This is a genomic window from Streptomyces sp. NPDC085866 (assembly GCF_044541035.1).
GTDB lineage: Bacteria > Actinomycetota > Actinomycetes > Streptomycetales > Streptomycetaceae > Streptomyces.
On the sequence record NZ_JBITSQ010000012.1, the window covers coordinates 183955 to 205370 of the forward strand.

Annotated in this window: 21 protein-coding genes; 12 read left to right on the forward strand and 9 right to left on the reverse strand. The window is 72.3% G+C overall.

Going from position 1 to position 21416, the window contains the following annotated elements; translation table 11 throughout:
• Nucleotides 1-44 precede the first annotated feature (44 nt).
• The 5 genes from ACIF83_RS29840 to ACIF83_RS29860 all read left to right on the forward strand — a co-directional run bounded on the left by ACIF83_RS29840 (nt 45) and on the right by ACIF83_RS29860 (nt 5102).
• Complete coding sequence (locus ACIF83_RS29840) at nt 45-1340, forward strand: multidrug effflux MFS transporter (RefSeq protein ID WP_393465860.1); 1296 nt, start codon at nt 45-47, stop codon at nt 1338-1340.
• Nucleotides 1292-2467 carry a serine hydrolase domain-containing protein gene (locus tag ACIF83_RS29845; RefSeq protein ID WP_393465863.1) on the forward strand — a complete coding sequence of 392 codons (1176 nt, stop codon included), beginning with the start codon at nt 1292-1294 and terminating at the stop codon, nt 2465-2467. Before ACIF83_RS29840 ends, ACIF83_RS29845 begins: the two co-directional genes overlap by 49 nt.
• Before the next feature lie 46 nt (nt 2468-2513).
• Nucleotides 2514-3497, forward strand: coding sequence for a small ribosomal subunit Rsm22 family protein (locus ACIF83_RS29850; RefSeq protein WP_399731481.1), 984 nt, complete (start codon nt 2514-2516; stop codon nt 3495-3497).
• Nucleotides 3498-3621: 124 nt separating this feature from the next.
• On the forward strand, nt 3622-4236 hold the full coding sequence (locus ACIF83_RS29855) for a TetR/AcrR family transcriptional regulator (RefSeq protein WP_393465869.1): 615 nt from the start codon (nt 3622-3624) through the stop codon (nt 4234-4236).
• A gap of 128 nt (nt 4237-4364) precedes the next feature.
• Nucleotides 4365-5102, forward strand: a complete 738-nt coding sequence (locus ACIF83_RS29860; RefSeq protein ID WP_399731484.1) for a bifunctional DNA primase/polymerase — start codon at nt 4365-4367, stop codon at nt 5100-5102.
• A 110-nt stretch (nt 5103-5212) separates the two neighbouring features.
• Here ACIF83_RS29860 and ACIF83_RS29865 read toward each other — a convergent pair whose 3' ends face one another.
• From ACIF83_RS29865 to efeO, 4 genes are read right to left on the reverse strand one after another with little or no spacing between them, the layout of a single operon-like run.
• Entirely contained in the window at nt 5213-6208 is a 996-nt protein-coding gene (locus ACIF83_RS29865) for a hypothetical protein (RefSeq protein WP_399731487.1), read from the reverse strand.
• Nucleotides 6168-7040 carry an iron uptake transporter permease EfeU gene (gene efeU, locus ACIF83_RS29870; RefSeq protein WP_393465878.1) on the reverse strand — a complete coding sequence of 291 codons (873 nt, stop codon included), beginning with the start codon at nt 7038-7040 and terminating at the stop codon, nt 6168-6170. The genes ACIF83_RS29865 and efeU overlap by 41 nt, the downstream gene beginning before the upstream one ends.
• Nucleotides 7041-7042: 2 nt before the next feature.
• Nucleotides 7043-8314: an iron uptake transporter deferrochelatase/peroxidase subunit gene (efeB, locus tag ACIF83_RS29875; RefSeq protein ID WP_399731491.1), complete on the reverse strand. Its 1272-nt coding sequence runs from the start codon at nt 8312-8314 to the stop codon at nt 7043-7045.
• Between the two features lie 13 nt (nt 8315-8327).
• Nucleotides 8328-9464 carry an iron uptake system protein EfeO gene (efeO, locus tag ACIF83_RS29880; protein ID WP_393465883.1) on the reverse strand — a complete coding sequence of 379 codons (1137 nt, stop codon included), beginning with the start codon at nt 9462-9464 and terminating at the stop codon, nt 8328-8330.
• Between the two features lie 204 nt (nt 9465-9668).
• On the opposite strand from efeO, the gene ACIF83_RS29885 reads away from it, so the two are divergent.
• Nucleotides 9669-10313: a PhzF family phenazine biosynthesis protein gene (locus ACIF83_RS29885; RefSeq protein ID WP_399731494.1), complete on the forward strand. Its 645-nt coding sequence runs from the start codon at nt 9669-9671 to the stop codon at nt 10311-10313.
• Here ACIF83_RS29885 and ACIF83_RS29890 read toward each other — a convergent pair.
• Both ACIF83_RS29890 and map read right to left on the reverse strand, forming a co-directional pair.
• Nucleotides 10310-10957, reverse strand: a complete 648-nt coding sequence (locus ACIF83_RS29890; protein WP_399731497.1) for a heme oxygenase (biliverdin-producing) — start codon at nt 10955-10957, stop codon at nt 10310-10312. The two genes, ACIF83_RS29885 and ACIF83_RS29890, sit on opposite strands and share 4 nt — an antisense overlap.
• 129 nt (nt 10958-11086) lie before the next feature.
• A complete protein-coding gene (gene map / locus ACIF83_RS29895; protein ID WP_393465890.1) occupies nt 11087-11944 on the reverse strand; it encodes a type I methionyl aminopeptidase in 858 nt (285 codons plus the stop codon).
• A 58-nt stretch (nt 11945-12002) separates the two neighbouring features.
• On the opposite strand from map, the gene ACIF83_RS29900 reads away from it, so the two are divergent.
• On the forward strand, nt 12003-12242 hold the full coding sequence (locus tag ACIF83_RS29900; protein ID WP_393465893.1) for a hypothetical protein: 240 nt from the start codon (nt 12003-12005) through the stop codon (nt 12240-12242).
• On the opposite strand, the gene ACIF83_RS29905 is transcribed toward ACIF83_RS29900, so the two are convergent.
• Nucleotides 12243-13520 (reverse strand): MFS transporter, encoded by a 1278-nt coding sequence (locus ACIF83_RS29905; protein WP_393465896.1) that lies wholly within the window; start codon nt 13518-13520, stop codon nt 12243-12245.
• A gap of 184 nt (nt 13521-13704) precedes the next feature.
• Nucleotides 13705-14307 (reverse strand): hypothetical protein, encoded by a 603-nt coding sequence (locus ACIF83_RS29910; RefSeq protein WP_398137260.1) that lies wholly within the window; start codon nt 14305-14307, stop codon nt 13705-13707.
• A 116-nt stretch (nt 14308-14423) separates the two neighbouring features.
• Here ACIF83_RS29910 and ACIF83_RS29915 point away from each other — a divergent pair, with 116 nt between their 5' ends.
• The 3 genes from ACIF83_RS29915 to ACIF83_RS29925 all read left to right on the forward strand — a co-directional run bounded on the left by ACIF83_RS29915 (nt 14424) and on the right by ACIF83_RS29925 (nt 16659).
• On the forward strand, nt 14424-15497 hold the full coding sequence (locus ACIF83_RS29915; protein WP_393465900.1) for an exo-alpha-sialidase: 1074 nt from the start codon (nt 14424-14426) through the stop codon (nt 15495-15497).
• A 201-nt stretch (nt 15498-15698) separates the two neighbouring features.
• Nucleotides 15699-16412, forward strand: coding sequence for an NADPH-dependent F420 reductase (gene npdG / locus ACIF83_RS29920; RefSeq protein WP_398137258.1), 714 nt, complete (start codon nt 15699-15701; stop codon nt 16410-16412).
• 4 nt (nt 16413-16416) lie between these two features.
• Nucleotides 16417-16659 (forward strand): hypothetical protein, encoded by a 243-nt coding sequence (locus ACIF83_RS29925; RefSeq protein WP_393465905.1) that lies wholly within the window; start codon nt 16417-16419, stop codon nt 16657-16659.
• Here the strand turns inward: ACIF83_RS29925 and ACIF83_RS29930 are convergent.
• Nucleotides 16649-17449: a site-2 protease family protein gene (locus tag ACIF83_RS29930; RefSeq protein WP_399731504.1), complete on the reverse strand. Its 801-nt coding sequence runs from the start codon at nt 17447-17449 to the stop codon at nt 16649-16651. The genes ACIF83_RS29925 and ACIF83_RS29930 overlap by 11 nt on opposite strands.
• A gap of 105 nt (nt 17450-17554) precedes the next feature.
• Here ACIF83_RS29930 and ACIF83_RS29935 point away from each other — a divergent pair, with 105 nt between their 5' ends.
• Together ACIF83_RS29935 and ACIF83_RS29940 are read left to right on the forward strand one after the other, a co-directional pair.
• Nucleotides 17555-18052, forward strand: a complete 498-nt coding sequence (locus tag ACIF83_RS29935) for a DUF6578 domain-containing protein (protein ID WP_398137255.1) — start codon at nt 17555-17557, stop codon at nt 18050-18052.
• Nucleotides 18053-18085: 33 nt separating this feature from the next.
• Complete coding sequence (locus tag ACIF83_RS29940) at nt 18086-21394, forward strand: BTAD domain-containing putative transcriptional regulator (RefSeq protein ID WP_393465912.1); 3309 nt, start codon at nt 18086-18088, stop codon at nt 21392-21394.
• The last annotated feature ends 22 nt before the right edge of the window (nt 21395-21416 follow it).

Below are 21416 nucleotides of genomic sequence, written 5' to 3' on the forward strand. Positions count from 1 at the left end.
AGCTGCGAGCATAGAGGCCGATCCAGTAGGAGAGGGAGGGACACATGCCCGAGCACGCGGCGGCACCGACACCGGAGACGGAGCGCCAGTCCACCACCGCACCCGTCTCGGTCGCCGCCACCCGCCGCACCGGACTGCTCGTCACCTTCGTGCTCGGCGGTCTCACCGCCACACCCCCGCTGGCGATGGACATGTACCTCCCGTCCCTGCCGGAGGTCACCCGCTCCCTGCACGCCCCCGCCGCCACCGTCCAGCTCACCCTCACCGCGTGCCTGGCCGGCATGGCACTCGGGCAGCTGGTCGTGGGCCCGATGAGCGACCGCTGGGGCCGTCGCCGCCCGCTGCTCACCGGCCTCGCCGTCTACCTCCTCGCCACCGCCCTGTGCGCGTTCGCGCCCAATGTCGAGGCGCTGGTCGCCTTCCGCCTCGCCCAGGGTCTCGCGGGAGCGGCCGGCATCGTCATCGCGCGGGCCGTCGTACGAGACCTCTACGACGGCGTGGCCATGGCCCGCTTCTTCTCCACCCTGATGCTGATCTCCGGGGTCGCGCCGATCGTGGCGCCCCTGATCGGCGGGCAGATCCTCCGCGTGACGGACTGGCGGGGCGTGTTCGTCGTCCTCACCGGGGTCGGAGCCGCGCTCGCCGCCCTCGTCTGGCTGCGGCTGCCCGAGACCCTGCCGCCCGCCGATCGGCACGGCGGGGGAGTGGGGCAGGCACTGCGCTCGATGCGCGGCCTGCTCGCCGACCTGCCCTTCACCGGCTACACGCTCGCCGGCGGCTTCGCCTTCGCCGCGCTGTTCGCCTACATATCCGCCTCCCCCTTCGTCGTCCAGGAGATCTACGGCGCCTCCCCGCAGACCTTCAGCCTGCTCTTCGGCGTCAACTCGGTCGGGCTGATGATCGCCGGGCAGGTCAACGGCCGGATCCTGGTGGGCCGGGTCAGCCTGGACAAGGTGCTCGGCACCGGCCTCGCGATCATCGTGCTGGCCGCGACCGCCCTGCTGCTGATGACCACGGGCACCTTCGGCGAGGTCGGCCTGGCGCCGATCGCCGCCGCCCTGTTCGTCCTCATGTCCGCGATGGGCATCACCCTGCCCAACGCCCAGTCCCTGGCCCTGCTGCGCACCCGGCACGCCGCGGGCTCCGCCTCCGCCCTCCTCGGCACCACCTCCTTCCTGGTCGGAGCGGTCGCCTCCCCGCTCGTCGGCGTCGCCGGGGAGCACACCGCCGTGCCCATGGCGGTCGTCCAACTGGCGGGAGCACTGGTAGCGGCGGCCTGCTTCGTGGGAATGTGCCGTCCCTGGAACACCCGTGCGGGGTCGGAGGGAGAGGACAACTGAGCGCACCCAGACTGCGCGCCGGCACACCCGAACGCGCCGGGCTCGACCCCGAGGAACTCGAGCATCTGGTCGGCGAGGTGCACGCCCTCACCACCGGAGCACGCCCCTGGGCCGCCGGTGCCGTCGTCATGGCCGGACGCGGGCCCGTCATCGCGGTGGCCGAGGCCGCGGGCTGGGCGGTCCGCTACGCCTCCTACGACCCCGAGACCGACACCGGCGTCGAACTGCCGCCCGCCGCCCGGGTCCCGATGACCGTCGACACCCCGTTCGACCTGGCCTCCCTCACCAAGCTGTGCACGTCCGTCGCCGCCGTGCAGCAGATCGAGCGCGGCACCCTCGGCATGGACGCCCGGATCGGTGCCTACCTGCCCGAGTTCACCGCGGCCGCCGAACACGGCGTCACCGTACGGCAGCTGCTCACCCACACCTCCGGGCTGCGCCCCGAACTCCCGCTGTACGACTGCCCGGACGCCATGGCCCGCCTCGCGATGCTCCGCGCGGAGGCCCCCACGTCCGAGCCCGGCCGGTACCTCTACTCGGACCTGAACATGATTTTGCTCCAGTTCGTCCTGGAGCGGATCACCGGCCGTCCTCTCGACGTCCTGATCGAGGACGGCATCACCCGCCCGCTCGGGATGACGGCGACCGCCTTCGGCCCCTGCCCCGGCGCGGCGGCCACCGAGGACCAGCGGCGGCCCTGGGCCAAGGCCGACCGCGGAATGCTGCGCGGCGAGGTCCACGACGAGAACGCCTGGGCGCTCGGCGGGGTGGCGGGCCACGCCGGCCTCTTCTCCACCGCGCACGACCTGGCGGTCTTCTGCCGCGCCCTGCTCGCGGGCGGCGCGTACGGCCCCGCGCGCGTCCTCGGCCCCGACTTCGTGGAACTCCTGTTCACCCCGCCGGGCCTGGGCTTCGCGCTGGACCAGCCGTGGTTCATGGGCGAGCTGGCGGGCAGGGGAGCGGCGGGGCACACGGGGTTCACGGGGACCTCGCTGGTCCTGGATCCGGCGACGGACACGTTCCTGGTGCTGCTGGCCAACACGGTGCATCCGAGGAGACGGTCTCCGAACAGCAGGCCGAGAGCGGCTGCGGCGACGTACCTGGCGCGAGCGGTACGTGGTGCCTGACCGACGCGTGGCTCGGACCTCGTCGGGTACCTGAGAGAATCGCAGGGTGAACGCCCCCGCCGACCCGGCCGACGCCCTCCGCGCCTCCCTGGCCCACCTCCTGGACGGACTTCCGCCCAAGCAAGCCGCCGGCGCCGTGGAACGGTTGATCGCCAACTACCGCGGGGCCACCCCGACCGACGCCCCGATCCTGCGCGACCGCGCCGACGTCGCCGCGTACGCCGCCTACCGCATGCCGGCCACCTTCGAGGCGGTCCGCTCGGCGCTGGAGGCGTTCGCGGACGCCGTGCCCGACTGGACGCCCGGCAGCCACGTCGACGTCGGCGGTGGCACCGGCGCCGCCACCTGGGCCGTCACCGCGACCTGGCCCGGCGAGCGCAGCGTCACCGTGCTGGACTGGGCCGAACCCGCGCTCGCCCTCGGCCGGGAGATCGCCGAAGCCAACCCCGCGCTGCGGGACGCCCGCTGGCAGCGGGCCCGGATCGGCACGGCGCTCACCCTCGACAACGCCGACCTCGTCACGGTGTCGTACGTCCTCAACGAACTCGCCGAGGCCGACCGCACCGCCCTCGTCGACGCGGCCGCGGCCGCCGCGCAGTCCGTCGTGATCGTGGAGGCCGGCACCCCTGCCGGCTACGCCCGGGTCATCGAGGCCCGCGACCGCCTCGTCCGCGCCGGGTTCCGCATCGCCGCGCCCTGCCCGCACAGCGCCGCCTGCCCCATCGTCCCCGGCACGGACTGGTGCCACTTCTCCGCCCGGGTCAGCCGCTCCTCCCTGCACCGCCAGGTCAAGGGCGGCTCCCTGGCGTACGAGGACGAGAAGTTCAGCTACGTCGCCGCCACCCGACTGCCCGCCGAGCCGGCCCCCGCCCGGGTGGTCCGGCGCCCGCAGATCCGCAAGGGCCAGGTACTCCTCGACCTGTGCGAGGCCGACGAGCAGCTGCGCCGCACGACGGTCACCAAGCGCCACGGCGACCTGTACAAGGTGGCCCGGGACGCCGACTGGGGCGACGCCTGGCCGCCGCGGTAAGGAAGCGCCCTGAAGGGGCGCGGGGAACTGCGCGACCAGCCACGGTGACGCCGCAGCCGATCGACGGCACAGCACGGCACTTCCCACCGCACTGCTGAACCGGCGGAGCTTGTAGCGTCACCCCATGGTCAAGAAGCCCGCCCCCGACGCCACCCGCCGCAGCGAGAAGTCCCGCAGAGCGATCTACGACGCCGCCCTCGCCCTGGTCGCCGAGGTCGGATACCCGAAGACCACGGTCGAGGGGATCGCCGCCCGTGCCGGGGTCGGCAAGCAGACCATCTACCGGTGGTGGGCGTCGAAGGCGGACGTGCTGATGGAGGCCTTCCTGGACCTCGGCGAGCAGGCGGCCCGGGCGGCGGGGCAGGAGCCGTACGCCATCCCGGACACCGGCGACCTCGCCGCCGACCTCAAGGCGGTGCTGCGGGCCACCGTCGACGAGCTGTACGACCCCCGCTTCGAGGCACCCAGCCGCGCGCTGGCCGCCGAGGGCGTGGTCAACGAGCAGCTCGGCCGCGAGTTCGTCACCAAGCTCCTCGAACCCCAGCTCCGGCTGTACGTCGACCGGCTGCGCTCCGCGCAGGACAGCGGCGCGGTGCGCCCCGACGTCGACCCGCGCATCGCCCTGGAGCTGTTCGTCTCACCGCTCGCCCAGCGCTGGCTGCAGCACACCGGGCCGATCTCGTACGCGTACACGGACACCCTGGTCGACTACGCCCTGCACGGCCTCGCCCCCCGCTGAGGTGCGGTGAGGTACGTCTCGTCCGGTTCCTCCGGATCGCCGCTCCGACCCCCCGAAGCATTGGAAGATGGGACGATAGGGCATGCTGTCCGCACACCATCGAGGCGACCACGAGTCTGAGGGGCTAGATGAGCGCGACGTTCGGCGGCCGGACCGGCCGGCAGGGCAAACTCTCCCAGTGGCTGCTCGGACGCCGCCCGAAGGAGACCGCCGCCGACGACGGCGGCCGTGAGGCCCTGCTGCTCGCCGCCGCCGCAGCGGGACTGCCCCTGGCACCCGCCGCGCACCCCGCCCCCGGCTACCGCTGTTCCTGCGACCGCGTCGGCTGTCCCACCCCGGCCCGGCACCCGGTGTCGTTCGCCTGGCAGACCCAGTCCACGACGGACCGCGCGCAGATCGAGCGCTGGGCCCGGCACCAGCCGCAGGCCAACTTCATCACCGCCACCGGCATGGTGCACGACGTCCTCGACGTGCCCCTGGAGGCCGGCCGGGAGGCGCTGGACCGCCTCCTCGGCACCGGTGTGGAGGTCGGTCCGGTCGCCGAGAGCGACGACGGCCGCATGCTGTTCTTCACCCTCACCCGGGGCACCCCCGAGGACGAGGACGAGTGGTGGCCCTGCGAGCTGGACTGCCACCCGGAGACCATGGACGAGCATCCGGGGCTGCGCTGGCACTGCCGCGGTTCCTACGTCCTCGTACCGCCCGCCCGGCTGCCCGGCGACGACCAGCAGGTGCGCTGGGCCCGCGGCCCGGAGCACGCGCTGCCCGACCCGTTGAGCCTGCTGGAGACGCTCACGGACGCCTGCGCCCGCCACGCCGGCGCCGAGGCCGACCACACGAGCGCCGCCTGGCCGCTGCGGCACTGAGCGCTCCGCGGGGAGAGGCGGGCGCTTCACGGGGTGCCGCGATAGGCCGTCGGGCGGCGGAGGGTCCGTTGTGGCTGGTCGCGCAGTTCCCCGCGCCCCTTTAGGGCGCTTTACTCGCCCTGTGCCGCCGTCAGGCCCTGCACCCGCCCCAGGATCGACACCGGACCGCTGCCCGCCGGGTCGAGGGCGGCCTCGTTGGAGATGATCTCCAGCGTCAGCGACTGCTTGATCTCGCCCTTGGTCAGGGCCTGCACGTCCTTGTTCGGGGTCGGCACGGAGGTGCCCGCGGCGGCGGTCTGCTTCTCGTAGTGGTGCGTGGTGAAGAAGACCAGCGCCCCGCCGTCCGCCGTGCGCAGCGCGAGCGGCGCGTAGTCGCCGTGGGTCAGCGGCTCGTCGATGTACTGCCGGACCAGGCCCGGCTTCGTCGTCTGCTTCTTGCGGTCCGTGCGCAGGCCGCTGGTGTACCGGCCGTCCGCGAACGTCGTCCCGGCGTTCTTCAGATAGGCCGCGTAGTTCTTGCTCAGGTCGGCGGGCGGCACGGCCAGTTGCGTGGAGTCGGCGGGCACGGCCTCGGCCCAGCCGTCCTTGTCCTTCTTGAACTCCGGTACGTCACCGGCCGCGACCAGCGTCAGATAGGCCACCTGCCACGGATCGCCGAGGCCGTCGCGGGTGAACACCAGCAGCCAACGGGCGTTGCTGCTCCCCAGGTTGCCCTTGGCGTCCGCGACGAACCAGCGCGGCCAGCCGGCCTTCTTCGGGATCGTGAAGTCGGCGTCGGTCAGCGTGAGCTGCACGTGATGCGCGTTGCCCGACGGGCTGTTGGCGTGCCCGGCCTTCAGCCGCGCGCCGTCGATGCCGGCGAGGGCGCCGGTGACATGGTCCTCGTCCAGGGAGCGGTCGTAGGCCTTGTCGGCCTTGTTGTACGCGTCCGTGAACTGGGTGAGCGCCTTGGCGGCCTCGGCGCGGGTGGTGGCGGGAAGCATCTCGCGCTCCCCGTGCACCACCACACATCCGCTCGCCGTCAGTGACATGGCGGTCAGTGAGACCGCTATGAGTGCGTTCCGGTCACGCCTGCGGAGCGTTCGACGGCTGCGTTCCCTGGTCATGAGGTGCCTTCACCTTCCCCTTCCCGGAGGGGAACCCTACCGGGGCGAGGAAGACCGCGAGTGTCGGGATCAGGTACAGCAGCCACACCGTGACCTGGACCACGGTCGGGTCGGGCTGGAAGTTGAACACGCCCTTCAGCAGCGTGCCGTACCAGCTGTCCGGCTCGATCGTGTCGCTGATGTCGAAGGCCAGGTCCCGGATGCCCGGGATCCAGTTGGCCTCCTGCAGGTCGTGGAAGCCGTACGCGAGCACGCCCGCCGCGACCACGACCAGCATGCCGCCGGTCCAGGTGAAGAACTTGGCCAGGTTGATCTTCAGCGCGCCCCGGTAGAACAGCCAGCCGAGGACGACCGCCGTGGCGAGGCCGAGCGCCACGCCGATCAGCGGGCGCGGGGTGCCGTCGCTCGCCGCGTGCACCGAGGCCCACACGAACAGGGCGGTCTCCAGGCCCTCCCGGCCGACGGCCAGGAACGCGGTGGCGACCAGCGCGCCCGTGCCCATGGCGAGGGCCGCGTCCAGCTTGCCGTGCAGCTCGGACTTCAGGTGCCGGGCGGTGCGCCGCATCCAGAACACCATCCAGGTCACCAGGACGACGGCGACGACGGACAGCGAACCGCCCAGCGCCTCCTGCGCCTCGAACGTCAGCTCCTGCGAGCCGAATTCGAGGGCGCAGCCGAAGCCCATCGCGATGGCGACCGCGATGCCGATGCCGATCCAGATCGGCTTCAGGGCGTCCCTGCGATCCGTCTTCACCAGGTAGGCGATGAGGATGCAGACGACGAGCGACGCTTCCAGGCCCTCGCGCAGGCCGATCAGGTAGTTGGAGAACACGGCTACGCCTCCTCGGAGAACAGCGTGCGGCCCCACCAGTCGTCCTTGCCCCGGACGCCGGGCGGGACGGCGAAGACGGCCGAACCCACGTGCTGGATGTACTCGTTGAGCGCGTCCTTGGCCGACAGCTGTCGCTGCAGCGGGATGAACCCCTTGCGCACGTCACGCTGGTAGGCCAGGAAGAACAGACCCGCGTCGAGGCGGCCGAGGCCGTCCGTGCCGTCCGTGAAGGAGTAGCCGCGGCGCAGGATCGTGATCCCGTTGTTGGAGTCGGGGTGCGCGAGGCGCACGTGCGCGTCCGGCTTCATCGCCTTCAGGAACGGCTTGTCGTGCTCCTTGACCTTGCCGACCGGGGCGCCCTCGCCCTTGTCGCGACCGAAGACGTCCTCCTGCTCCTGCAGCGAGGTCCGGTCCCAGGTCTCGATGTTCATCCGGATGCGCCGGGCGACCAGGTACGACCCACCGGTCATCCACTTCGTGCCGTCGCCCTCGCCGACCCACACGAACTTCTTCAGCCGGTCCGTCTCGGTGCCCGCGATGTTGCGGGTGCCGTCCTTGAACCCCATGAGGTTGCGGGGCGTCTGGGCGTCCGGAGTGGTCGACGAGGTCTTGCCGAAGCCGAGCTGGGACCAGCGGATGGCGACCTTGCCGAAGCCGATGCGGGCCAGGTTGCGGATGGCGTGCACGGCGACCTGCGGGTCGTCCGCGCAGGCCTGGACGCACAGGTCACCGTCGGTGCGCGTCCTGTCGAGGTTGTCGCCCGGGAACTTGGGCAGGTCGACCAGCGCCTCGGGCCGCTTGCCGGACAGCCCGAACCTGTCGAAGAACGACGGTCCGAAGCCGATGGTGAGCGTCAGCCGCGAGGGCTTCAGACCCAGGGCCTCACCGGTGTCGTCCGGCGGCGCCTCGGCGAGCCCGCCGTACGCGCCCTCACCGACCGCCTTCCCGGCGGTCATCCGGCGCGCGGCCTCGGTCCAGTCCTTCAGCATCTGCACGAACTCGGCGCGGTCCTCGGTCTTCACGTCGAACGCGGCGAAGTGCAGCCGGTCCTGCACCGGCGTGGCGATGCCGGCCTGGTGGGCGCCGTGGAACTCCACGGCCGCGCCCACCTCGGCGGCGGCCGGTTCCACGTCGTTGCCCGCCTTGGCCGCCGCCACGGCACCGCCGGCCGCGGCGGCACCGAGCGCGAGGCCGGCACCGCCCCAGCCGATCAGCGCACGGCGCGAGGGGGAGGAGCCGCTCTGGCTGTCCTGGCTTTCCTGGGTCTCGGTCATGACGTTCCTCCCCTTACTTCACAACCGCGGCGGCGAGCTTGGACAGCGGCTCGGCGAGCGCGTTCACCGCGTCCGAGAGCTGCTTCTGCTCGTCCTTGCCGACCTTGTCGTACGAGGTGAAGTCGTACGAGTTCTTGTCCGTGCGGTACTTGTCGAGCAGCGTGTTCAGTGCCGCGAACTGCTTGTCCAGCTCGCTGGTCAGCGCGGCGTCGTTCTTCGAGGCGACCGGCTTCAGCAGCTCGTACGACTTCTGCGCGCCCTCGACGTTGCCCTTGAAGTCGACCAGGTCGGTGTGCGAGTAGCGCTCCTCCTCGCCGGTGACCTTGCCGGTGGCGACCTCGTCGAGCAGCTCCTTGGCGCCGTTGGCCATGGAGGTCGGGGTGATCTCGGCCTTGCCGACCCGGCCCTGCCAGTCCTTGAGGTCGGTCACCAGCTGGTCGGCGAGGGTCTTCTCCTCGGCCCCGATCTTCTTGTCCGCCCAGAGGGCCTTCTCCAGGCGGTGCCAGCCGGTCCACTTCTGACCGTCCTCCAGGCCGTCCTCGCGGACGTCGACCTTCGGGTCGATGTCACCGAAGGACTCGGCGACCGGCTCGGTGCGCTCCCAGCCGAGGCGGGAGGGGGCGTACGCCTTCTTGGCGGCCTCGACGTCGCCGTCCTTGACCGCCTTCACGAAGGTCTCGACGAGCGGCAGCGTGGCGTCGGCCTGCTCCTGGGCGTAGGCGCGGTAGTCGGCGACCGCCTTGTCCAGCTGCGGGTCCCGCTCGGCGGCCTTGCCGGAGCCGGTGACCGTGAGCTTCTGCCGGACGCCCTTGCCCTTCATGCCCGGGACGCAGGCGATCTCGTACGAGCCCGCCTTGACCTCGGCGGTCAGCGTGTACTTGGTGCCCGGGCCGATGTTCTCCTTCTCGGAGACGATCCGGTCGTCCGGGAACAGGATCTCGACCTCGGTGGCCTTCGAGCCCTTGTTCTCGATCTTCAGCGTGACCTGCCCGGCCGGGACCGACTTGGCGGAGGTCTCACACTTCGAGTCGGCGGCGGTCACCTGGATCGCGTCACCGTCCTTGGCGTCGCTTTTTGCCGTGCACGCCGAGAGGGCGGTCAGAGCGGCCACGGTGGCGGCAGCGGTGACGGTGAGTCGGACGGCTCGCATGCAGGCTCCAAGCGGGAACGGTGTGGTGAGGCTGGCCTAACTTACATGAGGCTTACCTCACCACTACCCGCCCGGGTCGTGATTCAGCTCTCACGGAAATCTCACAGGCACGGCTTGATCTCGACGGCTCAAAAGGGACCCCAAGGAAAAGTAAAGAGATGGTCAAGGGTGAGTTCACCGGTGCCGCGATGTTTCAATTCCGGAGTGACTGATTACGACGTGCTCCGCGTGTTCTGTGCGCCGAATGGCGGCTACGGCAACGAACTCGGTGTCGTCCGGGACGGATCGGTGCTGCCCGAGCGGAGCGAGAGGCAGGAGTTCGCCGCGAAGCTAGGCTTCAGCGAGACCGTGTTCGTGGACGACCCCGAGCGCGGGGTGATCGACATCTACACCCCCACCCTGCGGCTGCCCTTCGCCGGTTATCCGTGCGTCGGTGCGGCCTGGCTGCTGGACGTGCCCGAACTGGTCACGCCCGCCGGGGTGGTGGGTGCCCGGCTGGACGGCGAGTTCAGCTGGATCGAGGCCCGCGCGGAGTGGGCGCCGCCGCGCACCCTGCGCCAGTACCCCACCGCCGCCGAGGTCGATGCCCTCGACGTGCCGTCGCCCGGCGAGTGGGTCTACGCCTGGGCGTGGGAGGACGAGGCGGCCGGCCGGATCCGCGCCCGCGGCTTCCCCGGGCGCGGCGACGGGATCGAGGAGGACGAGGCGACCGGCGCGGCCGCGCTGCTCCTCACCGACCGGCTGGGGCGGGCGCTGAACATCACGCAGGGCAAGGGGTCCCAGATCCTCACGGCACCTCAGCCGCACGGATGGGTGGAGATCGGGGGGCGGGTCTTCCTGGAGCGTTAGGCGCTCAGCGGGAACTCCTCGCCCAGGGCCCGGAAGACGGAGGTGTTCAGCGTGAACGCCTTCTTGCACTCCGCCACGATCCGCTGCTTCTCCAGGTCGTCCGCGGTGACGCCGTCCAGCAGGTCCCGGTAGTCACGCTTGAAGGCCGCCGGGTTGGCGATCCCCTCGAACACGTAGAAGCGGACCCCGTCGCCCTTCCTGGCGAAGCCCCATGCTTTCTCCGCCCGGTCGCGGATGATCTGCCCGCCGGAGAGGTCGCCGAGGTAGCGGGTGTAGTGATGGGCGACGTACCCGCCCGGCCAGCGCCCGGCGCACTCCCGCACCCGGTCCGCGTACGCCCGCGTCGCCGGGAGGGCGCTCAGTCCCGCCCGCCAGCCGGACCCCCGCAGATGCGCCAGGTCCCGCTCCAGCGCGGCCAGCCGGAACAGCTCGGGGCGTACGAACGGCCCCGCCACCGGATCCGCCGCCAGCCGCTCGGCCGCGCTCTCCAGCGCCTCGTACACGAACCACAGTTGCTCCGTGTAACGGGCGTACGCGGTCACGCACAGCCGGCCGCCGAGCAGGTCGCTCATGAACGTCGACGTCTCCGCCTCCACGTGCTGCTCGTGGGACGCCGTGCGGATGAGGGACGAGAACGACTCCATGGGCTCTCCTCGGTTTGCCGACCTGCTGTCGGTAAGTTTACCGACAGGCTGTCGGAAAGGCATCGGGGCAGAGAAAAGCCCGCCCTGGCGGTCAGGGCGGGCTGCGGGCCGGGGGAGGGCGGCGGTGGGTTACGGCAGGGTGAGGATCTCCGCACCTGTGTCCGTCACGACCAGCGTGTGCTCGAACTGGGCCGTCCGCTTGCGATCCTTGGTCACGACCGTCCAGCCGTCGTCCCACATGTCGTACTCGTGCGTGCCCAGCGTCAGCATCGGCTCGATGGTGAAGGTCATGCCGGGCTGCATGACGGTCGTCGCGTGCGGGCTGTCGTAGTGCGGGATGATCAGGCCCGAGTGGAAGGACGAGCTGATGCCGTGCCCGGTGAAGTCCCGTACGACCCCGTAGCCGAAGCGCTTGGCGTACGACTCGATGACCCGGCCGATGACGTTGATCTGCCGGCCCGGCCGGACCGCCTTGATCGCCCGGTTGAGTGACTCCCGGGTCCGCTCCACCAGCAGCCGCGACTCCTCGTCCACGGCACCGACGAGGTACGTGGCGTTGTTGTCGCCGTGCACCCCGCCGATGTACGCCGTCACGTCCAGGTTGACGATGTCGCCGTCGTTGAGGACCGTCGAGTCCGGGATGCCGTGGCAGATGACCTCGTTGACCGAGGTGCACAGCGACTTCGGGAAGCCGCGGTAGCCGAGCGTGGACGGGTAGGCCCCGTGGTCGCACATGTACTCGTGGGCGACCTTGTCCAGCTGGTCGGTGGTCACACCCGGCGCGATGATCCTCGCGGCCTCCGCCATCGCCTGCGCGGCGATACGGCCGGCGACGCGCATCGCCTCGACGGTCTCGGGGGTCTGCACCTCCGGTCCGGTGTACGGCGTCGGCGCGGGCTTGCCGACGTACTCGGGGCGACGGATGTTTCCGGGTACCGAACGGGTGGGAGACAGCTCCCCTGGTACGAGCAGCGACTGGCCAGACATGCCAGCGAGTCTAACCAGCGGGCATGGGGGAACATGTCCGTGGCGAGAGGAGCTGTCCATGGCCCTGTTCAAGAAGCGCACCGTCGGCAAGCCGGGCGAGTGGTACTACTGCCTGGAGCACAAGAAGGTCGAAGAGGGCCCGGAGTGCCCGGGCAAGGACCGCTTCGGGCCGTACGCCTCCCGGGCGGAGGCCCAGCACGCCATGGAGACGGCGGCCGAGCGCAACCTGGAGTGGGACACCGACCCCCGCTGGCACGACGCCTCGGCACGCGGTGACCAGGACGCCGACCAGGACTGATCACACCTGCGTGGGTGCGGTGACGGTGCGCTGCTCGCGCTGCCGCACCGCGTGCTCGTTGGTCCGGGCGTCGTAGGTCATCAGTCCCGGCAGACACAGGGCCAGCAGCCCCATCGCGCCCACGCACAGCAGTCCGCCCGACCACACGGACGTGCGTACGCCCGCCCACGCGGCGACCCCGCCCGAGCGGACCTGGCCCAGCGTCGGGCCCACCGAGTACGACAGCAGTTCGATGCCGGCGAGGCGGCCGCGCAGCTCGTCGGGGATCGTCTGGTTCCACATCGCGGCCCGGAAGACCCCGCTGACCATGTCGCAGCCGCCGGCGACGGTCAGGAGCAGCAGCACCAGCCACACGTTGCCGACGACTCCCGCGGCCGCGATCGCCACGCCCCACAGCGCGGCCGACAGCACCACCATGCGTCCGTGCCCGTGCACCCGGGAGGTCCAGCCGCTGGTCAGGCCGACCACCATCGCGCCCAGCGGGACGGCCGCGTACATCAGGCCGAGCGCCCACTCGGCGTGCAGCTCGTCGGCGAGGAACGGCAGGACGGCGAGGGGCATGGCCAGGAACATCGCGGCGAGGTCGACGATGTAGGTGCCGAGGAGTTCCTTGCGGCTCCAGGCGTAGCGGGCGCCCTCGGCGATGGCCCGCAGGTCCGGTCTCGCGGCCTCGTATGCGGCGGGGGAGGGGGCGATGCGGACGACGAACAGCAGGGACACGGCGAACGTCAGCAGGTCGGCGGCGTAGGCCCAGCCGAGGCCCGCGTAGGCGACGACCACGCCCGCGACCGCCGGGCCGGCCACTCCGCCGACCGTCCAGCGCAGGGAGTTCAGGGAGGACGCCGCGGGGAGGTCGTCGTGGGCGACGATCCGGGGGAGCAGGGAGTCCAGGGCGGGGCGCTGCACCGAGACCAGGGCGGAGGAGAGGGCGGCGATGAGGTAGAGCGGCCAGACGGCGGGGCCGGGCAGCAGGGCGTTGACCAGCAGGGCGGCGCTGAGCAGGCCCTGGCCGGCCTCCGTCCACACGATCAGCAGGCGCTTGTCGAGGGCGTCTGCGAGGGCGCCGCCGTACAGGCCGAAGACGATGAGGGGGATCAGTTCCACCGCTCCGATCGCGCCCACGGCCGCGGCCGAGCCGGTGAGGTCCTTCAGTTGGACCGGCAGGGCGACGAAGGTCAGGAAGCTGCCGAAGTTGCTGATCAGACCGGATGCCCAGAGTCTGCGGAAGTCGGCGGAGGCCTTCCAGGGGGCGAGGTCGGGGAGGAGAGCTGAAGCCACTGCGGCATGCTCGGCTCGGGGGGAGCCGGGGGCAACTTCTTTTCCCGCTCACCGGCCGTCTCGGTTGGCTGGGAGGGGGCCAGATCGGTCTCCCCACTCGCTCACTCGCTCGCCCGTCTCGGGTGACAACCTGCCTTCGGTAGAGCGAATTTCAGCCGACCGAGTCAGGCGGGTGGGCGGGCAATCACCAGGGGGCAGCCGGCGGTGCCGTCAGGATTTCCGCCAGTCTCGACAGACGGTCACGGAAACCCCGCCGAACCCTCGGAGAGGCCCCGCCTCCGTTTTCGCCGGCCGCTGCGCTTACCAGGTGCTGCACGCTGTCCAGGTCCAGCTCCGCCCCCTCGGGTACGGCCAGCGTGTCGTGGGCCATCGCGGACAGCTCGGGCCCGCCCGCACCGAGGGCCAGCACCGTGACCCCGGCCCGCCGAGCCGCGTGCACCCGCTCCAGCAGCTCCGCCGGCTCCTCGGGGGCGACCACGAGCAGGGTCTCGCCGCGCCGTGCCTCCTCGATCCGACCGGGTCCGACCGCGAGGTGCGCGGGATCGGAGGGGCGCGCGTGGTGTCGTACGAGGGTCGGAGCCAGCTCCGGAGTGCCGGACCAGGCCGCCTCGTCCACCAGATGCGCGGCCAGATGCCAGGGCTCGTACGCGGGCGTGCCCACCAGCAGCAGCCCGCCCCCGTGCGCCACCACGGACCCGCGCAACATGCCCGCGAACCGCCGGGTGGCCCCCAACCACTCGGTCCCGGCGAGCACTTCGCGCAGCAGCGCGACCCGTACGGCGTCCATGCGACCGCATCCTGCCCCAGCCGGTCACTCGTGACGCGGAGTTCACCCCGAATTCGCCCAACCTGGGGATGTTGACGGCCCGTCACCGTCCGTTTCTGCGTGAGGAGCCGCCCCCCATGACCGATGTGTCCGTCCCCTTCCGTGCCGGCCAGGAGGGCTACGCCGGCTTCCGTATCCCGGCCGTCGTCGCATCAGGCAAGGGCACGCTGCTCGCCTTCTGCGAGGGGCGGGTCGACTCCGCCGCCGACCACGGGCACATCGACATCGTGCTGAAGCGGTCCACGGACGGCGGTCGTACCTGGGGCCCGCTGAAGATCGCCGCGAGCAACGGGAAGAACCTCGCCGGCAACCCCGCCCCGGTCGTCCTCGACACCGGCCGGATCCTGCTCGTGCACGTGCGTGCCGCGGCCGACGCCACCGAGGCCGCCATCCTGCGCGGCCGGATCGGCGACGCCGACGGCCGCCGGGTGTGGGTGCAGCACAGCGACGACGACGGCGCGACCTGGTCCGAGCCGAAGGAGATCACCGCGCAGGTGAAGAAGCCCGGCTGGCGCTGGTACGCCACCACCCCCGGCCACGCCCTCCAGCTCCGCTCCGGCCGTGTGCTCGTCCCCGGCAACCACACCCTGCCGCCCACCGGCACCGACACCGGCGCCGAGGCCAGGTACAACAGCGGCCACTGCCTGCTCAGCGACGACCGCGGCGAGACCTGGTTCCTCGGCTACCTGGACGAGAACACCGACGGCTACATCAACGTGAACGAGACCACCGCCGCCGAACTCCCCGACGGCCGCGTCTACTTCAACACCCGCAACGACTCGCCCTCGCCCGGCAACCGCGCCGACGCCCACTCCAAGGACGGCGGCAGGACGCTGGTCAAGCCCTTCCGCCCGCAGGCCGGGCTCACCACCCCGGTCTGCGAGGCCTCCGTCCTGCAGCTCCGCGATCCCGACCTGCTGCTCTTCTCCGCCCCGGCGGACCCCGCCGCCCGTGCCCTGATGACCATCCGCGCCTCCGGCGACGGCGGCACCACCTGGCGCAAGGCCCTCTCCGTCGACGGACTGCCCGCCGCCTACTCCGACCTGGTCCGCATCGACCGGGGCACGGTCGGACTCCTTTACGAGACAGGGGACTTCAGCGCCTACGAGACCATCACCTTCCGCCGGGTGCCCGTGACGCGGCTCACCTGACCCGGTGCCGCCCGCCCCACGGACCAGTGCCCCGACAGGCAACGTTCGCCCCGTCGCGACGCCCGGCACGCCCTCTCGCCGCACCGGCCGAAAGCCCAAGTACGTCCAGTACGAGGACTTCCGGCCGGCACGCCGAGAGCACGCACCGGACGCCGCTCCTTGACGGGCGAACGTTGCCTGCCGGGGCACTAGAGTCGGCCCATGACCTCTACCGACAGCGCACAGACTCCCGCGAAGGCCCCCGCCAAGGACCCCTGGGACCTGCCCGACGTCTCCGGGCTGGTCGTCGGCGTGCTCGGCGGCACCGGCCCGCAGGGCAAGGGCCTCGCCTACCGGCTCGCCCGGGCCGGCCAGAAGGTGATCATCGGCTCGCGCGCCACCGAGCGCGCCCAGGCCGCCGCCGAGGAGCTGGGGTACGGCGTCGAGGGCGCCGACAACGCCGAGACCGCGCGCCGCAGCGACATCGTGATCGTCGCCGTACCGTGGGACGGCCACGGCAAGACGCTGGAGTCCCTGCGCGAGGAGCTGGCGGGCAAGCTCGTCGTCGACTGTGTGAACCCGCTCGGCTTCGACAAGCAGGGCGCCTACGCGCTGAAGCCGGAGGAGGGCAGCGCGGCGCAGCAGGCCGCCGCCCTGCTGCCGGACTCCCGGGTCGCCGCCGCCTTCCACCACCTGTCGGCCGTGCTGCTCCAGGACCCGGACATCGAGGAGATCGACACCGACGTGATGGTGCTGGGCGAGGCGCGCGCCGACGTGGAGCTCGTCCAGGCACTGGCCGGACGCATCCCCGGCATGCGCGGCATCTTCGCGGGCCGCCTGCGCAACGCCCACCAGGTCGAGTCACTGGTGGCGAACCTGATCTCCGTCAACCGCCGCTACAAGGCACACGCCGGGCTCCGCGTCACGGACGTCTGAGGGCATGGGGGACACTGGTCGTCGTAGCAGTGTCCCCCGCAAGGAGCCGACCCCCATGCCCCGCATCGCTCTCTACACCCTCGTCGTCTGCCTCCTCGCCGTGGCCGCCGCGGTCGTCTCGTTCGCCCAGGGCAGCTGGCTGGGGATCGTCTGGGTGCTGCTGGCGGGCCTGTCGTCCAACATGACCTGGTACTACGTCAAGCGCGGCCGGGCCGCCGCGGCGCAGCAGAAGTCGGTCACGGGCTGATCGTGCAGATCTCCGGGGTGCCGCGCCAGAAGCGGTAGAGCTCCTGGCCGCAGTAGCGGTTGAAGTCGTCGATGCCCAGACCGCGCAGGATCGCGTCGATCGCGTCGAAGAACACGCTGTTGATCGACGGCACCCACAGCAGTGCGAACACGAACAGCAGTCCGAACGGCGCGAACGGCTCCACCTGCCGCTTCACCTGGTACGACAGCCACGGCTCGAGCACCCCGTACCCGTCCAGGCCCGGCACCGGCAGGAAGTTCAGGATCGCCGCCGTCACCTGGAGCAGGGCGAGGAACGCCAGCGCGTACCGGAAGTCGCGGGGCACCCCGTCCAGCGCGTGCAACCAGAAGGGCGCCGTGCACACCGCCGCGAACAGCACGTTCGTCAGCGGGCCCGCCGCCGAGATCAGGCTGTGCCGCCAGCGGCCCCGGATGCGGCCCCGCTCGATGAAGACCGCACCGCCCGGCAGGCCGATCCCGCCCATGATCACGAACAGCACCGGGAGCACGATGCTCAGCAGCGCGTGCGTGTACTTCAGCGGGTTCAGCGTCAGGTAGCCCTTCGCGCCGACCGTGATGTCCCCGCTGTGCAGGGCGGTGCGCGCGTGCGCGTACTCGTGCAGGCACAGGGAGACGATCCAGGCCGCCGTCACGAACAGGAACACCGCGATACCCGGCTGCTCGGCGAACCCGGTCCAGGTGGCCCAGCCGGTCACCGCCGTGACGGCCAGGATCCCGACGAACACGGGGCTGATCCGGCGCTCGCCGTGGCGGGTGGTGGCGGTCGTCATGAGCGGCTCCTGTGGGCGGGTACGGTCGGGAGGCCGACCGTACCGGCCGGGAACTCGGGAGGAAAACGTCTCGCGGTGGCCGTCCGGTTCCAGGAGGGTGGGGGAATGGCACAGATGAGGGTGTTCTACGAGGACTGGCAGATGGAGTGCTGCGGCAGGCCGTTCGGCGTGGGCCAGGAAGTCGGCTGGCGACTGGTCGCCGTCGACGAGGAGGAAGCCCGGGGCGGCCACACGTACGGCGCCGAGGCGTGGGTGGAGAACCACGGCGGCCCGAAGCAGAAGACCGTCGGCCGGGTACGCTCCATCGACGTGGTGCACCAGGAGTACGCCGCCCACCACGACCCGCGCGCCACGCAACCCGCCGAGCTCGCCGACGCGGAGCCCGGCACGGTGATCTTCCGGTCGACCGGGCGCAGACTGGAGCCGGTGCCCGGCGCACGGACTCTGGAGCCCGTCGACAAGTGTCCGAAGTGGTTCGGGGGCTTCGAGGAGGAGGAACAGCCTCCGCGCCAGGTCCCGTACCGCGTCCGCCGCGCCGTCGGCGTCCTCGTCACCCTGGAAATCCCGGACGACCCCGGCGGTCCCGGGCGGCACGCCGCCTGAACCCGGTGACCCGTACCGACCGCTCCGGAGACAATGAACCCCGTGCGCTACCGCCTCCTCGGCCCCACCCAGGCACTCCGCCCCGACGGCACGCCCGTCCCGGTCGGCGGGGCGCGCCTGCGTGCCCTGCTGAGCGTGCTCGCGCTGCGGGCCGGCCGGACCGTCCCGACCGATCTGCTGGTGGACGAGGTGTGGGGGGCCGAGCCGCCCGCCGACGCCACGGGCGCGCTGCAGGCGCTGGTCGGCCGGCTGCGCAGGGCCCTCGGCGCCGACGCGGTCGCTTCCGCCGAGGGCGGCTACCGGCTCGCCGCCGCCCCCGACGACGTGGACCTGGGCCGGTTCGACCGGCTGACCGGTGAGGGCCTCGGCGCCCTGGCCGACGGCGACCCCGCCAAGGCCGCCGCCGTCCTGGACGACGCGCTCGCCCTGTGGCACGGGCCCGCCCTCGCCGACCTGCCCGACCACACCGCCGACGCGGCCCGCTGGGAGACCCGCCGCCTGGACGCCCTGCGCGCCCGGCACACCGCCGCCCTCGCCCTCGGCCACGCCGAGCAGTCCCTGCCCGAGCTGGCCGCGCTGTGCGACAGCCATCCCCTGGACGAGCCGCTCCAGGCGCTGCGGCTGCGCGCACTGCGCGACGCGGGCCGCCCGGCCCAGGCGCTGGCCGCCTACGAGGACGTACGACAGCTCCTCGCGGACCGGCTCGGCTCCGACCCCGGCCCCGAACTGCGCACCCTGCACGCAGCGTTGCTCACCGAGGCCGAGCGGGAGCCGCAGCCCGCGCCGCCCGCCGCCCTCGGCAACCTGCCCGCCCGGCTCACCTCCTTCGTCGGCCGGGAGGCCGACATCGCGGCCATCGGCGCCGACCTCGCGGCCGCCCGGCTGGTCACCCTGCTCGGGCCCGGCGGAGCGGGCAAGACCCGGCTGTCCCAGGAGGCCGCCGAGGCCGTACGGCACACCGCCCGGGACGGGGTGTGGCTGGCCGAACTGGCACCCGTCGACGACCCGGACGCCGTGCCGCAGGCCGTGCTGACCGCGATCGGCGCCCGCGAGACCGTGCTGCACGGCGCCGGCGTCGAGGCCATGCGCGCGATCACCGACGTGGACGACCCGGTCGACCGGCTCGTGGAGTACTGCGCCCGCCGCCGGATGGTGCTGATCCTCGACAACTGCGAGCACGTCGTCGAGGCGGCCGCCCGGCTGGCCGAGCGGCTGCTGGCCCGCTGCCCGCAGCTGACCGTGCTCGCCACCAGCCGCGAACCGCTCGGCGTGCCCGGGGAGTTGGTGCGACCCGTGGAGCCGCTGCCCGAACCGGTCGCGCTGCGGCTGTTCGCCGACCGGGGTGCGGCGGCCCGGTCCGGATTCCGCCTGGAGGAAGACCCCGAGGCCTGTGCCGAGATCTGCCGGCGACTGGACGGGCTGCCTCTCGCCATCGAGCTGGCGGCCGCCCGCCTGCGCATGCTGACCCCGCGCCAGATAGCCGACCGGCTGGACGACCGCTTCCGGCTGCTCACCAGTGGCAGCCGCACGGTGCTGCCCCGCCAGCAGACCCTGCGCGCCGTCGTGGACTGGTCCTGGGACCTGCTCGACGCGGAGGAACGGGACGTCCTGTGCCGCCTGTCGCTCTTCGCGGGCGGCTGCGACCTGGCCGCCGCCGAGGGTGTGTGCGGCCCGCTGAGCGGCCTCGGGGATGTGGAGCACGCCCCCGCATCCCGAGGCCGCTCAGCCCTGGACGCGCTCGGCTCCCTGGTGGACAAGTCCCTGGTCGTCGCCTCCCCGTCGGCGGACGGCGGGATGCGTTACCGGCTGCTGGAGACGGTCGCCGAGTACGCGGCCGAACGGCTGGACGAGACCGGGCTCCGGGCCGAGGCCGAGCGCGCCCATCTGACGTACTACCGCGAACTCGCCCGCACCACCGACCCGTTGCTGCGCGGCGGCGAACAGCGCGCCGCCATCGACAGGTTCCAGCTGGAGTACGAGAACCTGCGCACCGCCCTGCGGCACGCCGTCGCCCTCGGCGACGAGCAGGAGGCGCTCAGCCTGGTGCTGTCCCTGGTCTGGTACTGGCAGATGCGCGACCTGCGCCTCGAGTGCCGCACCTGGTGCGAGGAGGCCATGGCCCTCGGCCCCGACCCGTTCGCCGAGCCGGCCCGCCCCGCCCTCCCGGTCTGGGAGCGCTGCACCGACACCCCGCCCCCGTTCACCGGCGAACTCCTCGCCGAGGCCCGGCGAGGCGTCCACCTCGCCCATCTCGCCTGCATGGACACCGAGATCAACAGCTGGCAGACCCCCGAGGCACAGGCCAAGCTGCGGGTCATGGCCCAGGTCTACGAGCCCGGCCTGCCGCAGACCTGCCGCGCCCCGGGCGCCATATGGTTCTACGCCGTCATCCTCACCGACGGCGCGGACCGGATGCGCACGATCTCCGACGCCACCATACGGACCTGCCGGGACACCCCCGGCTTCGAGTGGGAGCTGGCCGGCGCCCTGCAGCTGCGCGCCAACCTGCTGGCCAACCGCACCGCCTGGGCGGGCGACGCGACCCGCGACGCCGACGAGGCCCTGGAGATCTACGGCCGCCTCGGCGACCAGTGGGGCATCGCCGAGGCGCTGTCCGCGCGCGGCGAGGCCAACGAGCGTACGGGCGCCTACCGCGCGGCCGCCGCCGACTACGAGGCGGCCATCGTCCACGCCGAACGCCTCGGCGCCCGCGCCCAGATGGCCGTGCTCAGCGCCCGGCTCGGCAGCGTGCTCCTGGAGGGGGGCGACGCCGAACGCGGCGAACGCATGCTGCGGGACGTCATCGCCCGCCAGGAGGGCGCCGTCAACGAGGCGATGCCGGCCGCCCGGCTCTTCCTCGCCGCCCGGCTCGGCCTGACCGAGCGCACCGAGGAGGCGCGCGAGCAACTCCGGCTGCTGCGCGAAGAGTTCACGATCGCCCACTTCGTCGTCTTCGACGCCATGATCCTCGCTCAGGAGGCCTGGCTGGACGCCCTGGACCGCCGCTCCGAGGAGTCCCTGGACCGCGTCCGCACGGCGTTGCAGCGCGCCGACGATCCGCTGTCCCAGGTGGTCACCCCGCATCTGGGCTCCATCTGCCTCACCATCGGGGCGATGGCCCTGGCGAGCGTGGACGGCGGCACCCGCGCCGCGGACGCCGCCCGCTGCCTGGCCGCCGCGGACGCCCTGCTCCCGGCCGAGCACGTCTCCTCCGGTGTGGAGCGCCGGACGTACGAGCTGACCGAGTCCCGGATCCGCGAGACGCTCGACGGCCCCGCGTACGCGGCCGCGTACGCCGAGGGCGGCGGCCTCTCCCTCGCGGAGGCCACCGCCCTGCTGTGAGCCGCTGAGCGTCGGCTCTTCG

What these genes read in the sequence shown, in the direction of transcription:
- ACIF83_RS29860 (WP_399731484.1), top strand. Translation starts at nt 4,365, where the DNA reads ATGAGCGCGACGTTCGGCGGCCGGACCGGCCGGCAGGGCAAACTCTCC.
- ACIF83_RS29925 (WP_393465905.1), top strand. Translation starts at nt 16,417, where the DNA reads ATGGGGGACACTGGTCGTCGTAGCAGTGTCCCCCGCAAGGAGCCGACC.
- ACIF83_RS29935 (WP_398137255.1), top strand. Translation starts at nt 17,555, where the DNA reads ATGGCACAGATGAGGGTGTTCTACGAGGACTGGCAGATGGAGTGCTGC.
- ACIF83_RS29915 (WP_393465900.1), top strand. Translation starts at nt 14,424, where the DNA reads ATGACCGATGTGTCCGTCCCCTTCCGTGCCGGCCAGGAGGGCTACGCC.
- ACIF83_RS29865 (WP_399731487.1), bottom strand. Translation starts at nt 6,208, where the DNA reads ATGACCAGGGAACGCAGCCGTCGAACGCTCCGCAGGCGTGACCGGAAC.
- npdG (WP_398137258.1), top strand. Translation starts at nt 15,699, where the DNA reads ATGACCTCTACCGACAGCGCACAGACTCCCGCGAAGGCCCCCGCCAAG.
- map (WP_393465890.1), bottom strand. Translation starts at nt 11,944, where the DNA reads ATGTCTGGCCAGTCGCTGCTCGTACCAGGGGAGCTGTCTCCCACCCGT.
- ACIF83_RS29855 (WP_393465869.1), top strand. Translation starts at nt 3,622, where the DNA reads ATGGTCAAGAAGCCCGCCCCCGACGCCACCCGCCGCAGCGAGAAGTCC.
- ACIF83_RS29840 (WP_393465860.1), top strand. Translation starts at nt 45, where the DNA reads ATGCCCGAGCACGCGGCGGCACCGACACCGGAGACGGAGCGCCAGTCC.
- ACIF83_RS29910 (WP_398137260.1), bottom strand. Translation starts at nt 14,307, where the DNA reads ATGGACGCCGTACGGGTCGCGCTGCTGCGCGAAGTGCTCGCCGGGACC.
- efeO (WP_393465883.1), bottom strand. Translation starts at nt 9,464, where the DNA reads ATGCGAGCCGTCCGACTCACCGTCACCGCTGCCGCCACCGTGGCCGCT.
- ACIF83_RS29890 (WP_399731497.1), bottom strand. Translation starts at nt 10,957, where the DNA reads ATGGAGTCGTTCTCGTCCCTCATCCGCACGGCGTCCCACGAGCAGCAC.
- ACIF83_RS29900 (WP_393465893.1), top strand. Translation starts at nt 12,003, where the DNA reads ATGGCCCTGTTCAAGAAGCGCACCGTCGGCAAGCCGGGCGAGTGGTAC.
- ACIF83_RS29930 (WP_399731504.1), bottom strand. Translation starts at nt 17,449, where the DNA reads ATGACGACCGCCACCACCCGCCACGGCGAGCGCCGGATCAGCCCCGTG.
- efeB (WP_399731491.1), bottom strand. Translation starts at nt 8,314, where the DNA reads ATGACCGAGACCCAGGAAAGCCAGGACAGCCAGAGCGGCTCCTCCCCC.
- ACIF83_RS29940 (WP_393465912.1), top strand. Translation starts at nt 18,086, where the DNA reads ATGAACCCCGTGCGCTACCGCCTCCTCGGCCCCACCCAGGCACTCCGC.